We start from the raw sequence: 14,046 nt of genomic DNA, 5'->3' as shown, positions 1-14,046 counted from the left end.
AAGATTCAGCCTCACGAGGCCTCGACGCCGCCTACCGGCCGTGGCGTTCGAGCTTGTGCCCGATTGCATCTACTGTCTCCCGGAACGACTCGTCGTCGGCCATCCGGTCCTCCACCGCGTTGTTGGCGTGGATAACGGTCGAGTGGTCCCGCCCGCCGAAGTGGAGGCCGATGTCTTTCAGGGAGTGCTGGGTGTGCTTCTTGGTAAAGTACATCGCGATCTGTCGGGCGCGGACGATGTCTCGCTTTCGGGTCTTGCCCCGCATCTTTTCCTGTGAGACGCCAAGGTGCCCGCAGACGATGCGTTGAATGTCATCGACTGTGAGGAGGGCCTCCTGCTCCTGAAAGAGGTCGTGGAGCACCTCCTCGGCAAGGTCGAGGGTAATGTCGAGCTGGTGGAGGGTGGCGTGGGCAAGGAGACGGATCAGCGCCCCTTCGAGCTCACGGATGTTGCTTTCGATGCTCCGGGCGATCAACTCCACGACCTCGTCGTCGAGGTCGATTCCGTCATCCTCGGCCTTTCGGCGAAGAATGGAGATGCGGGTGTCCAGTCCTGGAGGCTTCAGGTCGGCGGAAAGGCCCCACTGAAACCGGGACAGCAGGCGTTCCTCGAGGCCGTCGATCTCGCGTGGCGGCCGGTCGGCCGACAGCACAATCTGGTTCCCTGCCTGCCGGAGGGCGTTGAAAATGTGAAAGAACTCCTCCTGGGTCTTTTCCTTGCCGCCGAAAAACTGTACGTCGTCGACGATCAGCACGTCGACTTGACGGTAGAACGTCGAAAATTCGCCAATCTGGTTTTCCTGGATCGACTGGACAAACTCGGTGGTGAACCGCTCACTGGAGACGTAGAAGACGGTCTTGGAGGGGCTGTGCCCCGCGACATGATTCCCGATGGCCTGAATGAGATGAGTCTTGCCAAGCCCCACACCGCCGTAGACGAGAAACGGGTTAAAGCTCGTCTCGCCGGGATCGGTGGCGATGGAGCGGGCAGCGCTGCGGGCCAGGCGGTTGCATGCTCCCTTGATGAAGCGGTCAAACGTGTAGCTGTCGTTGAGTTGGCTGTCGACCGCGGTGTCCTTGAGGCCGGGAATGGCAAACGGGTTCTGGACCGGAGGGGCGCTTTTGTCTTCCTCTCCTGCGGGCTCCGACTGTGTGTCGTCGGGGCGGGGCTTGTCTCCGGGCGGAGTGGTCGAGGAGGAGGAAGGCGTCGGGGGCGGGGCAGACGCCTCCGGGGACCCGGACGGTTCCGTGGACGCGTCCGATGATTCCTGAGGCGGGTCCGGGCCGGAGGGGCGTGCAGGCAGCTGCATGGAGGCCCCCCTCTGCTCGGAGGCCTCCGGGTCGTCCTGCTCAATCACCACGTCGTAGAACAGGCGGCCGTGGGGGCCGAGCACCCGCGTGACGGTCTTCCGGAGCAGAGAGAAGTAGTGCTCCTCGATCCACTCGTAGTAAAACTGGCTCGGGAGCTGAACCGTCAGCTTGTGCAGGTCGTCCGCCTCCTCCAGAGACTGAGCCTCCAGTGGCTCAAACCAGGTCGTGAAGCTCTGACGGCTCACGTTGTCCCGAATGATGTCGAGACATTCATTCCAGGCGTGGTCGGCGGACTGATCCATGCCAGGCCAGGGTCAATCTCACGAGCAGGAAGGCTCGCCAGGATGATTGGGGACGGAGGCGAAAGGCGGTTCTTCCGGGGCCCGTGAGACACGTGGGAGACGAAGAACCTGCGTTGATTTTGGATCGGATGGGGGCGAGCATCGAGGAGCCGAAAATCGGCTCACGGCCGCGGGCTACACGTGGGACGACCGCCCGGGCCCGGAGGCGATGTGCGGGCCATCGCTTCCGGGCGGGGCCTCGAGACGGAAATCGAGACGGGTGCTCAACCCCTGTCTGGCGGATTGTCTACTGGATTGTCTACGGACTGCGACTCCGTAGGGCGCCTACAAAAACAGGGCCCGTTTTCTGAAACCCGTTCCCTGAAAGAAGCCTGAGAGGTCCTGGGGAACGATGGTCAAGTGTCGTTCTCCATTGTCCCAGCGGGTGCTGGCATTGTCGCACTGTCCTCAACGGAACGGACCGGCTGCGGGCTGACACGCACGCCACTGGACGATCCTGAGCCAATTTGGGCGTACGAACGATAATCATCGCCTGTGGCAACGTCAAGAACCGAGAGGGCCCGGTGCCGCCCGCCCCACGGGCCTCGTCGAGGGAAAATATTCAACATGAGATCGTCCGGGGCGAGTTGTCGTCGTCCCCGGCGCACCCATACATTAAAATGCACAGTTCTCGGCATTTAGTGCCGGGTTTGCACACATCTTTCGAGTAGACTCGACGGTTTGATGAGCGATCCAGGCATCGAAGCACTCAGCAAGAAGGCAACACAAGAACAGGCCGCCTGTCCGGTTACCCTAGTGGTGAGCGGAAACATGGTCACCGGGCATGTCGTGGCGCGAGACACCTTCGAGGCGGACACCGCCCGGATGGTGGACATGGCGCAGGAGCAGGCCGAGGACGACGAGGCCGTGCAGGCGATGGGCGACTCGATCTCTGCCATGCTCGACGAGGTGGGGACGTCCGACGACGGCACGTTCGTACACGTGTCCGTGCAGGAGGTCATGACCGGCGCCGAGGCCATCAACCTTGGGGGCTCCGTCTTCCGGTTCCGTACGAGTGAGATCGAAGGGTACACCATCGGGACGGTCGAGACGCGAGAAGCATAGGGCGTCGATCAGGGGGGCTTCCGCCCCGACCGAGCCGCTGCCCCTTGTGCTGCTCCACCGTCGCAGCGACGATTCTACCGAACGCTACTCGTCGTACGTGATGGTGACGGTGCGCCCTTCGTACTCAATCTCCACCCCATCCTCCAGGCGCGTCACTGTGGCCACCGACCGGTCGAGATCGGGGGCTTTGCCCTCCAGGAACGCGCGGACGGTCTCTTCGGCCACGGCCACATGTTCGGGCTGCTCACCGAGCTTGTCCACGTCCTCGGCCGCGTCGAAGAGAAGCGGTGTCAGCTGCGCAATCGAGGTGGCCGCGATAAACTCCGGTGTGGGGCCTTCCATGTCTTCCATTGTGGGGCAGAGAAATTGGGGGGAGCACAAGCGACGTCTCGTTCCGGACCACTTCCGCGAAAAACGAGCACGCGCCCCGGTTGAATTGGGGCGGCGCCACGATGTTTTGGGGGAAAGGTCCCTCCGGCCCGTCGCCTAGAAGCAAATCACCCAAAACAAAAGCGCCCGTGGCCTCAACGCTGGTCGAGGCCGCGGGCGCAGTCGTCGGGGAAGAGGCGCCGGGACGAAAGATCGCTACACCGAAATGTCGGCGAGCTGTGCTTCCACCTCCTCACGCCGGTCCTGGAGGAAGGGCGGCAGCATCAGCGTCGTGCCGAGCTCATCAATGGACTCGTCGTGGAGGAAGCCGGGCGGGTCCGTTGCGATCTCGAAGTTGACGCCGTTCGGCTCGCGGAAGTAGAGGGAGTGGAAGTAATTGCGATCCTTCATTGTCGTAACGTCGTGGCCGGCGCTTCGAAGCCGCTGGCGGACGGCCCGCTGATGCTCGTCGTCCGATACCCGAAACGCAACGTGGTGGACCGTGCCGTACCCCCACCGTCCCTCGTGCATGTTGGGTTCGTTGTAGAGGTCAATGAATTGGGCGTGGTCGGGGCCGGGGACCCGGAAACGAGTCCAGTCGCCGTTCTGGGGCGTCGGCTCGTGGTCGACCTGCTCGTACCCCATCAGCTCGAGGACATCCGCGGTCAGTTGGCCATTGTGAGGGTGAATGGTCACGCCGTGGAACCCGCGTGTCGCGTGCTCGGCGGGCACGGGCCCATCGGCCCACGGCTCAATGTCGGACGTTCCCGTGATAAGCTCAAGGGGCTGATCGTCGTGGTCTTGAAACTGGATCACGGTCCGCCCGAAGCGCTCCGTCACGGGATACAGGGTGGCCTCGTCGGCCGCCTCTAGCCGATCGACCCAGTAGTCTACGGCCCCTTCCGGAATGGTAAAGGCCGTGGCGGTGGCCTGTCCCCGTCCTACCTGCCCTTTCTGGATGCTGTGATGCGGCTTGAAGGTCAGAACGGTGCCGGGCGTCCCCGTCCCGTCAGCATAGTAGAAGTGGTACATTGTCGGCCCCTGAAATGCCTCCGAGGGGTTGTTGAACAGGACCGTCTGCTTGACGAGACGAAGTCCCAGGACGCCTGTGTAGAAGTCAAGGTTCTCTTGTGGATCGTGGGCGTAGGCGGTAACATGGTGAATGCCGGAGACTGGATCGCTCATGAATGGAAGGGCTTTTTCAAAAAAGGGCGAGGGGACCGGGCAGGAAACACAACGATACGGCTTCTTCGACGCACGTTCGACCCCCATGGGCACAATCTACAAACCCTGGTGTCGAAAATTGTTCGAGCGACCAACTTTGAGAAGGACCAGACTGTTACAGAGCTGTATCTCTGAGGGTAATTGCTCCCCAAAGCAGGTTTTGCGAGATGAGACATTCCCCCAGTCATCAAGAACGTCTCTGCTGGTCCCGCTCAGGACAGGCGTTTTCAACTGTAGGGCCGTTTCTCAGGGCGCTCCGTTCTGCAATTCTGCCGAGTGGGCCCCTTCTCATCCGGTCGCTTCTGTGTTGGGCGACTGACTGTCCCGCGGTGAAGAAAAAAGTCGTGTCGGCACACCGGCTCTGGACGGTTCACGTAGGGGGGGCCGACGAAGGAGGCCGGTGGTGCCTACAGAAGAATCCGACCGGCGGTGCCGACAATTCGGTTGATCAACGCGTCCCGAAACTGCTCGGCCCGGACGGCGGCGAGCCCGGCTTGTTTGAGGGCTTCCATCTCGACCAGGTCCTTCTGGCCCCGAACGAGCGATTCAAACTCCTCTTGGGAGAGCTCTCCCTGCTCCAGCAAGCGACTCCATCGTTCCAGGTCGTCCCGCGTCTGGTTCAGGAACGCTTCGCCATCCTCGAGGGCAGCTTCCTGCATTTCCTGTCGGTGCGTCTCGGCCAGGTCTGTGATTTCGTCTCTGAGGGCGTCAAAAAACGCGTCAACGTTGGGCATCAGTCCAGGGGCGGGATTGGTGAAAGGAGGCCGGAAGGGACGTGGGATGCGGGCCTGCACTACGGGCTGTCGCGGACCTCGTCGGGGGGTTTCTTTCCGCTCTCCAGCTCGATGATCGTGTCGAAGGCGCGGGCAACCTGGATCTTCTTCTCTTCGACGAAGGCCGCCGAAAACGAGGACTGCTCCTCCCAGTCGGCCAAGAATCCTCCCAAAAGGTCCCGCTCCGGATCGGTGAGGATGCGCCACTGCCGGGCTGAAATCTCGTTATCGGGGCGTCCCTTCGCGAACTCGTGGGCCTTCTCCAACTCGGTTGTCAGGTGTTGAACAGCGTCGGCGTGCTCCGCGTGGGGCATGGTGGCCTCGTCCATCAGGGCCAGCGCTTCCACCTTTAGCGAGGTGGCCTGCTCGTACGCTCGGGCGTTGAATTCGGAGATGGTGGGTCTGCAGGCCGCGGCGGCCAGCAGCAGAAGTCCCAAGAGCGCAGTCCTTTCTGCGAGAGGGACGAGTGCCACGGGGCGGTGCCGCGGACAAAACGCAGGATGTGGCATGAGTACCGAAGGGGTGAGGCAACGTGTTACGAGTCTGTGTCGGGGGACGACTCCTCCGAACTCTCCTTCATCGAGGCTCGCTCTTTACGGGCCTTCCGATCCCGCTCCTCCGGACTCCGAATGCCGAGACGAGCAAAAATTCGAAAGACCCCTCCGCTTCCCCCCGCGATGAGGAGAGCTGTGAGAATCTGTCCCGGGAGGGTCGGGCTCCCAATGTTCTGCGCCCGAATCTCCGGAAAGCCCCTCAGAAGCTCAGCGACGATGTCGAGGTCGTAGTTTAGAAACACCAGAAAGGCGACGGCGATGATGAATGGGGTCTTCACGCCACGCCCCTCGCAGTAGCGAATAAAGAGCCGCCAGTCGAAGAGCACAGACATGGCCGACTCGAACACGAGGGAGAGAGCGAGCACCAAAAAGAGCACATTGACGACCCGACTGCGGTCCATCCCGCTGCGTGCGGACGGGGTTTTCCCCGACGCCGCGGGGCGAGTTCGAGTGTCGAGCATGCCCCGGGCGTCGGAGAGCGTCGTCTGCAGGGCACGAACCGATTCGGCCGAGAGGGTGACGGAATCGGAGACGGGGGATTGGGCGTACCCGGGCGTGACGGACAGAAAGAGCGCCCCCAACAAAAGGACTGATCGAGGTGCGGACATGGCAGGATCAGTGTGCGATGGTAGGGGATGAGCCTTCCACCCTCGGCATCGATGCCAGGGGCGGATGCCATAGACAGGTGAAACGGCGCAGGCATAACGTCCGATGCTTGAGAGACGACAGATCGTCGCCGACACAAAAGAGCCCACGCACGAATTGGAGAAGAGGCGAACGCGGTGGGCCGTTGACGACAGACTCAGTGACTGTCCGGACGGTGCCTGGATCCTCCCCAGAGCGGTCGCCGTGCCAGGGAGGCTTTGTTGTCCACAACGCGTCCACGAACGGGCCCCACTTTTATAAATAACGGAACCTATCTTGTCGGCGCAAAAACGGGATTTTCGGGGTACACTCCGTGATTAAAATCCGTTATTGTTCTCGTTCTGGTACGCGGAAGACCGCGGGGAAAAGTTATCCACATTGCCGTCCACAGGTCACTGGGGGGTTGGGGCGCGTAGTCTTTGTCAGCCCCGGCAGGGTCGTGAGTGGGGAGGCGCCCCCGGACGACTTGTGCGAATTCTGAACGAGAGCAGCGACGGCCTCGACTCCCCCGGAATCCTCTCTAGAAGGCGGTCGTATTGAAAATGATAGTCAGCGGCAACTCTACGAGGCCGCCGTCACACGCACCCCTCATCTGGACCCGTCCCCTTCCCATGGCCGACGAAAGTAGTGCATATCCCGAGCCGAGTGACTTTGAAGTGATGCGGCCGACCTACTACGAGAACGACGACGGCTTCATCACGGCCAAGATCGAAATTTCTCCGTTTAGTGTGGAGGGAGAAAGCCGAACGAAGGCCGGGGCCCGCCGCGCTGCCATCCACGAGGCGCGCAAGACCTACCATTCCTACCATCCCAGCTACGAGGTCGAAAGCCCGTTCCCGGACCACTTCGTCGATCGGGAGGGCACGGAGTGGCATCGCCTCCCGCCTTTTCAGCGATCCACCTACGGGGATTACAAGTTCGTCGACGACTACGGCGACGAAGAGGAGGCGGTAGAGGAAGACTACGTTGACATTGAGACGATGCTTCTCTGGGATGTGCGTCCGGTTGACATACTCGACGGAGAGGAGATAGAGGCATAGGCACTGTCGCAGTGCTCCCGGGCCGGCTCATCCATCGAGGAGGGAGGCCCCCCGATGCCGCCCACCGTTGTGCATCGTCCCCGCGTCTCTTTGGTGGCCCCACTGGTGTCAAATGTCCCAGTCGGGCCGTTGATCTCCACGAGTCGCCTCCCGTCCGAGTGTCCTCGGATCTTTCCCAACAGGGCTGGGAAGGCACCCCTCTCGCGGGGGAAAATCAACACGCCAGCTTCTTGCAGTCTGAACTACGGCAGTTCACACGAGCGAACTGCTCGTGGAGCGTCGACGGGCGGGCGGAAAGGGACTGACAGAATCGTGCGTGGCGTCCCCCATCGAGGGCCGGAGTGATTCGTCGCCTGGGCCATTTCGCTCGTCGCACAGATCCCCCGGTTCGTCGGAGAGGCCGAATCCATCGGGGGGCAGGTCCGGTCCGATCCACGCGAGGAGGCGGGAACTGGTCGCGGGACGTCCCCGCGTGCCTCGCTCGCCCATTCGTTGTCGTGACCGAACCCATCAGGCATCGCACGCCATGACCCACTCTCACGAAAATCGCCTCCACGACGCCTCCAACTTTGACGACTTCATGCTCGTCGCAGTCTCCGCGGTGCTCATTGCGGCGATTCTCGTGGTCTAGGTGGCCTCGTGTCGCGTCTGATGGGAACGAAGGCCGTGGCAAGCGGACCGCCCGCCAAACGAAGCCGTCGGGAATCACTGATCGGACGAAGCGTCCAGCGACACGGTTGTAACGACGCCTCGATGGTCCGAAGGGTAGCCCGGAACCGAGAGATCCGTCGGGGACGTCTCCCGCAGACCAACCGTGTATGTGGTGTCAACAGTAGCCGCTTCACCCGCTACGTAGATGAAGTCGATGCGGTCATGGACCTCGTCTGAGTCTCCGGTGAGGGTCGTCCAGGTGTACCCGGGGTGCTCCACCTCATCCGGATGCACTACACGGAACGCGTCCCGAAAGCCGCGTTGGCTCACCATCCGGGAGGTCGGCCATGGGGCCTCCACGCCAAGATGAAGGCCGGCCTCGGCGGCCGCGGGCGTCCAGTCGAGGTGCGAGGGCTCGTTGAAGTCTCCCATCAAGAACGTCGGCACGTCCGCCTGCATGGATTCTGTCAGTGCGTCGAGCACGGGCCGGATCTCGGGGGCTCGGGTCTCTTCAGCCTGGGCCACTGCTTCCTCCGGGGTCATCTCTTCGTCCCGGAGGGCGTAGGGCTCGTAGGGGTAGGGGCTCAGGTGGACGTTGGCGATGTGGACGGGATCGTCGACCGTCAGGTATAGCACGGCCCCGTACCGCGTGGGGCGAGAGATGGGATACCGACTGAGGAGTCCCGTGTCCTCCTCATTCGCCTCGTGCTCGTCGCTGTGGTGGAAGTAGTAATCGAGCGCGTCGGCGATGTGGCGGAGCCGAGGCTCGCTAATCTCCTGTAGGGCCACGATGTCCGGGTCGGCCGCGTCGATCGCCCGGATGGTGCCGGTGTCCGGGGTGGCGTAGAGCACGTTGTACGTCATCAGCGTCAGCGAGTCCGGCCGGTCGCGCTGAGGAGCGGGGGTCTCTTGGGCCCAGGCCCCCGCCGCTCCCAGTGAGGAGACCGCGAAGACTGTGAGGAGCACGAGAACGAAACCAAGCCGAGATGGGCGAGCCGAAAGCATGGAGCCAGTAGATCAGGAATAGAAAGCACCGAGGACGTGAGTGCTACTCAAGAAGCCACATCTCGGTGTTGATGTCGTCGGCCCCCTGGCGTTCGACGGCCGCCTCGTAGTTGTCGGCGTTCAGCGACTGCTCGCTTTCGGGGTAGCGGAACCGGACCGGAATTTGGTCGCCGTTGACGTTGTCGACGGACGGATCGATGTCCGGAATGCCGGTGCGGCGCCAGTTGAACCACCCCTCCAGGCCGGTGTAGAAGAGCGCGATCCACTTCTGGGTCCCGATCCGCTCCAGGGCCTGCGTCTGGTTGCTGGTCGGATACGACACGCCCGGTTGTCCGAAGTATCCGGACGGCGTCGACTGGCCGTACTGCTCAAACGACGCCTCGACGGCGTCTCGGTAGTGCGTCTCGGCGTCCGCCGAAATCCAGCCCCGCTCGGCCGCCTCGGCCTTCAGGAACAGGACCTCCGCGTAGGTCATGATGAGGCCCTTCGCAGCGTCCGGCTCATCAAAGTACCGGGTGAAGTTGAGACCAGACTGGAAGTCGCGCCCCCCGTTAAAGCTGTCGGAGGCGTCGTCGGTCAATCCATTCGGCACACCCACAAACTCGGGGGATCCGTCTTCGACGGAGGCGGCGGTCGGGTCGCCGAAGACCGACAGACGCGGGTCGTCGAAGTGCGTCAGGGTATCGGTGAGCGTCTCGCTCAGCTTGAAGGTCCGGAAGGTACCAATCCGCGACGTATGCCGGGGCCACTCGTTCGGGCGTGAGTCGAGGTACTCCAGTGCCGCGTTGTCGTCGTTGGACGTGAAGACGGGCGCTGTGTCCGGGGCGCTCGTGATGGACTGGAAGGCCTCGGATACGCTCACGTCGCTCCCGTCCAGGTCGAGCGTGATGTCTTTCTCGGAGAGCCGCATTAGGAGGCGCAGCCGCAGGGAGTTGGCGAGCTTCTTCCACTTCGCAATGTCGCCCTCGTACAGAACGTCGCCCTGAATGGCCCCGCTGCCCGGCGTGAGTAGGTCGTTGGCCCGCCGCAGGTCGGCGAGCATGCCCCGGTAGATGGCCTCCTGGCGGTCGTAGGCCGGGGTCTCGATGCCCTCCTGCACCGCCACCGACTCGGAGTAGGGCACGTCCCCGTACGCATTGGTCAGCATCGAGAAAATCCAGGACTTGAGCACGAGCCCAGCCCCCTCGTACTGGGGCTGGTCCCGCTCCTGAGCGATTCGGATCATGTCCTCCACATTTCGGAGGTCGTCGTACAGGGGCTGCCAGTAGCCGACGCCCGCCCAATTGTACCGGTCGATCTCGGTGGCAAACGAGACCTTGGCGGTGTACTGAAGCACCAGGTTGCCGGTGGTATGGGCCGTGTTCACGGAGGTGTTGACCGAGCTCCGAATGATGTTCGGAAGCAGGAGGTTGGGGGTCACCTCTTCCGGCTCGTTCGGATTGTCATTGACATCTTCGAATCGGCTGTCGCAGCCCGTACTGGCCACGGCCACGGTGAGCACCGCGAGGAGGGTGAAAAGAGAAGGGACGCGTAGAGGAAAAGAACGGGGGAAGGATCGCATGGAAGCGTGTACGACATTGAGAGGCTGTGGGGAGAGACTGCAGGCAACCGGGGGGTTAGAAGTCGAGTTGCAGGTTCATACCGAAGGACCGGGTGGAGGGAATCTGCTGAACCTCGAAGCCCGGAACCTGTCCGTTCCCGCCCGAGATCGTCGTCTCGGGGTCGACGTGCGGCACGTCGGTCCAGAGGAACAGGTTGCGCCCCGTCACGGACACGCCCACGTTTTGTACCCCGGCTCGTGCGAGCCAGTCGGCGGTGAAGTTGTACCGGAGGGACAGCTCCCGCAGCTTCACGTAGGTGGCGTCGAAGGAGTTGGACTCGACGTTGGGGCGGTCGTAGTAGGTGCGGAGCCAGGTGACGTAGCGGGCCTCCTGGGTGTTTTCGGAGAACGTCCCGTCGTCGTTCTGGACCACCCCGTCGCCCACCACTGTCTCGTTGCGAGCGCGGGTAGTGCCCTCCAGCGAGCCGCCCTCGATGCCGGTGGCGTGGGTGTTGGAGTAGAGGAGCCCGCCTTTTCGGACGTCGAAGAGGACGTTCAGCTGCAGGTTGTCGTAGCTGAGGGTACTGCCGATGCCGCCCTGCCAGTCGTGGTTGTAGTTGCCTACCTTCTCGACATCGTCGGTGAGCTGGGGCAGGCCGTCTTCGTAGATGATTTCTCCGGTGTGCGGGCTGTTGGGGTCGTCGACCCGGTCGAAGACGCGGCCGTACATGTCGCCCATCCGGCCGCCCTCCCGGGCTTGTGCGGAGCCCCCGAAGGGCCCCTCCCCAAGCACGAAGGTATCGATGCCGTCTGCCAGCTCCACGACCGTGCTGCGATTGCGCGTCCAGTTCAGGGACACGTCCCATCCGAAGCCGCCCCAGTTCTGAATGGGGCTCAGCTGGAGGCGGGTTTCCACCCCGGTGTTGCGAATCTCTCCGGCGTTGACGAGGCGGCTGTTGAACCCGGTTGACTGGGCGAGCGGGACGCTCAGAATCTGGTCGCGCGTGGTGCTCCGGTAGTAGGTGACGTCGAGCTGGGCACGGCCGTCGTAGAATCGAAGGTTGGTGCCGACCTCGTAGGAGGACGTGATTTCCGGCTGTAGGTCAGCGTTGGCCAAATCGGCCTCCGACACTACCGTCTGGGTGCTGCCCCACGCCTCTCCGAAGGTATATGTGTTGGTGAGGCGAAACGGATCGGTGTCGTTCCCGACCTGGGCCCAGCTCGCCCGCAGCTTCGCGAACGAGAGGGGGAGAGACTCCGGCACCTCCACGAGGTCCGACACGATCACGCTGAGGGAGGCCGACGGATAGAAGTAGGAATTATTGCCCAGCGGCAGCGTGCTTGACCAGTCGTTGCGACCAGTGAGATCGAGGAAGAGCAGGTCCTGGTAGCTCACTGTCCCGGAGGCGAACACCCCAAGGATTTCCTGCGTCGCATCCCGCTCGTCGGCCTGCACGTTGGAGCGGGCGTTTCCGATGTTGTAGACATCGGGGACACTCAGGGCCTGGGCCGTCAGCTGCACGTTGCGCTGAGTCTGCCGCATGAAGTTGGCTCCCACCGAGGGCTCGAACGTGAAGCCGCCGGCCTCGCGGGTGTAGTTGAGCAGGAGATTGGAATTCCACTCCGTAAACGTCCGGTCTACCTCCTGCAGCCATCCGTTCGGGGCGGTGATCGAGCTGAACGCCTTGCGCTGCTTCGTGCCCTGGTTGCTGTAGTCGAGGCCCGTGCGGGCGCGGAGGTTCAGGTTGTCGGTAAACTCGTACTGAGCAGAGACGCCTCCGTACAGGCGGTCCCGGTCCAGGCCGTTGGTGTTTTCGTTGACCTGGAAGTAGGGATTGTTCGTCCAGTTGAGGTCGTAGTGCGCCTGTTGGGTGCCCTCCTGGCCCTCCTGCCAGTAGTCTTCCAGCAGGTCAGTCTGCACGTGGCGGGCGCCCCACGTGAAGTAGTACATGATCGACTCCGATCCGTACCCCGAGCTGGGAAGATTGTCGCTCGCGGTGTTCGCGTAGTTGGCGTTGGCGTCGACGGTGAGGGCGTCGCTGATGTCGTAGCTCGCCGACAGGGACGTGCTGGTGCGGTCGAGGTTGGTATTCGGGACGATGCCGGTCCGGTCGCTCCGAGAGAAGGAGGCCCGGAACGAGCTGTTCTCGCCCCCACCCCGCACAGCCACGTCTGTGCTGACGTTGGTGCCGGTATCGAAGAAGTTGCGGACCTTGTCGGGCGCGGAGGTTACCTCAGTTGGGGTCAGTTCGCCGTTCTCGGTGCGGGGTCCCTGCCACTGCGGCCGCTCGACGCCCTCGTCCATGCGGACGCCCCAGTTCCAGCCGGGGGCATTCGTGCCGTCGACGTAGGCGAAATCGCCCCCATTCCCGTAGCTGTACTCGTTCTGGTAGTCCGGCAGTTGGAGCGGGCGGCTGGCCGTCACGCTGGTGCGAACCGTCGCCCCAATCCCGTCCGTCTCCGAGCCGTCCTTCGTCTCGATGAGGATGACCCCGTCGGCCGCGCGCGAGCCATACAGGGCCGCAGCACTCGGGCCCTTCAGCACGCTCATCTCCGCGATGTTCTGGGCGTTGATTTGGCTGAGGCCGTTGCCGAAGTCCACCTGCGTGGTCTGCGCGTCGGAGCCCTGCGTGTTGGGCGTATTGTCGATCGGAACGCCGTTCACGACGATGAGGGGCCGGTTGGACCCAGACAGGGAGGACTCTCCGCGAATGGTGACGCGCGGGGTGCTGGCCAGGCCACCCGATCCGCCGGTCACGTCCAGGCCGGTGACCTTCCCGGACAAATTGCTCATGACGTTCGGCTCCGGCGCCTCCGCCACGTCGCTTCCCGAGACCCGCTCCACGGAGTAGCCGAGGGAGCGCTCCTCGCGGTCGACCCCAAGGGCGGTCACCACGACATCGTCCAGCCCGACCGTCCCGGCCCCCAGAGCAATGTCGAGCGTCCGGGTTTCGCCGGCGGAGAGTTCAAGGGTGCGGGACGTGTTCTCGAACCCGACGAACGAAAAGATGATCGTTCGGCGACCGGGACGAACCGTGGCGAGTTCGTAGACCCCGTCTGCGTCGGCCGAGACGCCGGTTTGCGTCCCTTCAACGCGCACGTTGGCACCCGGCAGGGGAGCACCAGTGGAGTCCGTAATGACCCCGCGGATGGTGGCAGGGTCCTGCGCGTTGCTGGTGGGGACGAGGCAGAGTGCACTGAGCAGGAGGCCCAGAAGCAGCACAGAATACCGTAGCATAGAAGAGGCGAAGTCGAATGAGTGCAATACGCTCTCCCTAAGGAATGGACGAAGACGGACCCATTTGTGATGATTAGAACACTTTCGTGTACTGCCACAAAGAATAATATTATCACCCAATATCATTTAAAATTAGGCAATACCTAAATAACATTGAGGTAATAGTAAATAAGAGTCGATACGAGTGATAATCTGTCCAGACGGAACGTAAATTATCAACTTTTGGGCATGCACTCGGGCCGAAGCGAAAGGCGTAAAGATGGACCCGTGCAACCGGTTGCCCCACTGTGG

11 protein-coding genes are annotated in these 14,046 nt (G+C 62.7%); 2 read left to right on the top strand and 9 right to left on the bottom strand.

The window, feature by feature from the left end:
- Positions 1 to 31: 31 nt before the first annotated feature.
- On the bottom strand, positions 32 to 1,612 hold the full coding sequence (gene dnaA / locus B7R93_RS11230; RefSeq protein WP_103020848.1) for a chromosomal replication initiator protein DnaA: 1,581 nt from the start codon (positions 1,610 to 1,612) through the stop codon (positions 32 to 34).
- Positions 1,613 to 2,335: 723 nt separating this feature from the next.
- Between dnaA and B7R93_RS11225 the strand changes: the two genes are divergently transcribed.
- Complete coding sequence (locus tag B7R93_RS11225) at positions 2,336 to 2,716, top strand: hypothetical protein (protein ID WP_232798352.1); 381 nt, start codon at positions 2,336 to 2,338, stop codon at positions 2,714 to 2,716.
- Positions 2,717 to 2,800: 84 nt separating this feature from the next.
- Here B7R93_RS11225 and B7R93_RS11220 read toward each other — a convergent pair whose 3' ends face one another.
- The 5 genes from B7R93_RS11220 to B7R93_RS11200 all read right to left on the bottom strand — a co-directional run bounded on the left by B7R93_RS11220 (position 2,801) and on the right by B7R93_RS11200 (position 6,244).
- On the bottom strand, positions 2,801 to 3,067 hold the full coding sequence (locus tag B7R93_RS11220) for a hypothetical protein (RefSeq protein ID WP_103020847.1): 267 nt from the start codon (positions 3,065 to 3,067) through the stop codon (positions 2,801 to 2,803).
- Positions 3,068 to 3,301: 234 nt separating this feature from the next.
- Positions 3,302 to 4,270 carry a ring-cleaving dioxygenase gene (locus B7R93_RS11215; protein WP_103020846.1) on the bottom strand — a complete coding sequence of 323 codons (969 nt, stop codon included), beginning with the start codon at positions 4,268 to 4,270 and terminating at the stop codon, positions 3,302 to 3,304.
- A 446-nt stretch (positions 4,271 to 4,716) separates the two neighbouring features.
- Positions 4,717 to 5,043 (bottom strand): hypothetical protein, encoded by a 327-nt coding sequence (locus tag B7R93_RS11210; protein WP_103020845.1) that lies wholly within the window; start codon positions 5,041 to 5,043, stop codon positions 4,717 to 4,719.
- A 59-nt stretch (positions 5,044 to 5,102) separates the two neighbouring features.
- Positions 5,103 to 5,519: a hypothetical protein gene (locus B7R93_RS11205; RefSeq protein ID WP_232798350.1), complete on the bottom strand. Its 417-nt coding sequence runs from the start codon at positions 5,517 to 5,519 to the stop codon at positions 5,103 to 5,105.
- A 98-nt stretch (positions 5,520 to 5,617) separates the two neighbouring features.
- Entirely contained in the window at positions 5,618 to 6,244 is a 627-nt protein-coding gene (locus tag B7R93_RS11200; protein ID WP_232798348.1) for a hypothetical protein, read from the bottom strand.
- Positions 6,245 to 6,892: 648 nt separating this feature from the next.
- On the opposite strand from B7R93_RS11200, the gene B7R93_RS11195 reads away from it, so the two are divergent.
- On the top strand, positions 6,893 to 7,321 hold the full coding sequence (locus B7R93_RS11195; RefSeq protein ID WP_103020843.1) for a hypothetical protein: 429 nt from the start codon (positions 6,893 to 6,895) through the stop codon (positions 7,319 to 7,321).
- Positions 7,322 to 8,026: 705 nt separating this feature from the next.
- Here the strand turns inward: B7R93_RS11195 and B7R93_RS11185 are convergent.
- The 3 genes from B7R93_RS11185 to B7R93_RS11175 are packed head-to-tail and all read right to left on the bottom strand — an operon-like array spanning position 8,027 to position 13,755.
- The gene (locus B7R93_RS11185; RefSeq protein WP_232798347.1) at positions 8,027 to 8,977 is read right to left on the bottom strand and encodes an endonuclease/exonuclease/phosphatase family protein; all 951 of its coding nucleotides are present in this window, start codon (positions 8,975 to 8,977) and stop codon (positions 8,027 to 8,029) included.
- 43 nt (positions 8,978 to 9,020) lie between these two features.
- On the bottom strand, positions 9,021 to 10,538 hold the full coding sequence (locus tag B7R93_RS11180) for a SusD/RagB family nutrient-binding outer membrane lipoprotein (protein ID WP_103020841.1): 1,518 nt from the start codon (positions 10,536 to 10,538) through the stop codon (positions 9,021 to 9,023).
- Between the two features lie 55 nt (positions 10,539 to 10,593).
- Complete coding sequence (locus tag B7R93_RS11175; protein ID WP_103020840.1) at positions 10,594 to 13,755, bottom strand: SusC/RagA family TonB-linked outer membrane protein; 3,162 nt, start codon at positions 13,753 to 13,755, stop codon at positions 10,594 to 10,596.
- Positions 13,756 to 14,046 lie beyond the last annotated feature (291 nt).

This window comes from Salinibacter altiplanensis, assembly GCF_002894645.1.
Classification (GTDB): domain Bacteria; phylum Bacteroidota; class Rhodothermia; order Rhodothermales; family Salinibacteraceae; genus Salinibacter; species Salinibacter altiplanensis.
The sequence above is the reverse complement of the archived record's forward strand: the minus strand, read 5'-3'. Positions and strand labels throughout refer to the sequence as shown.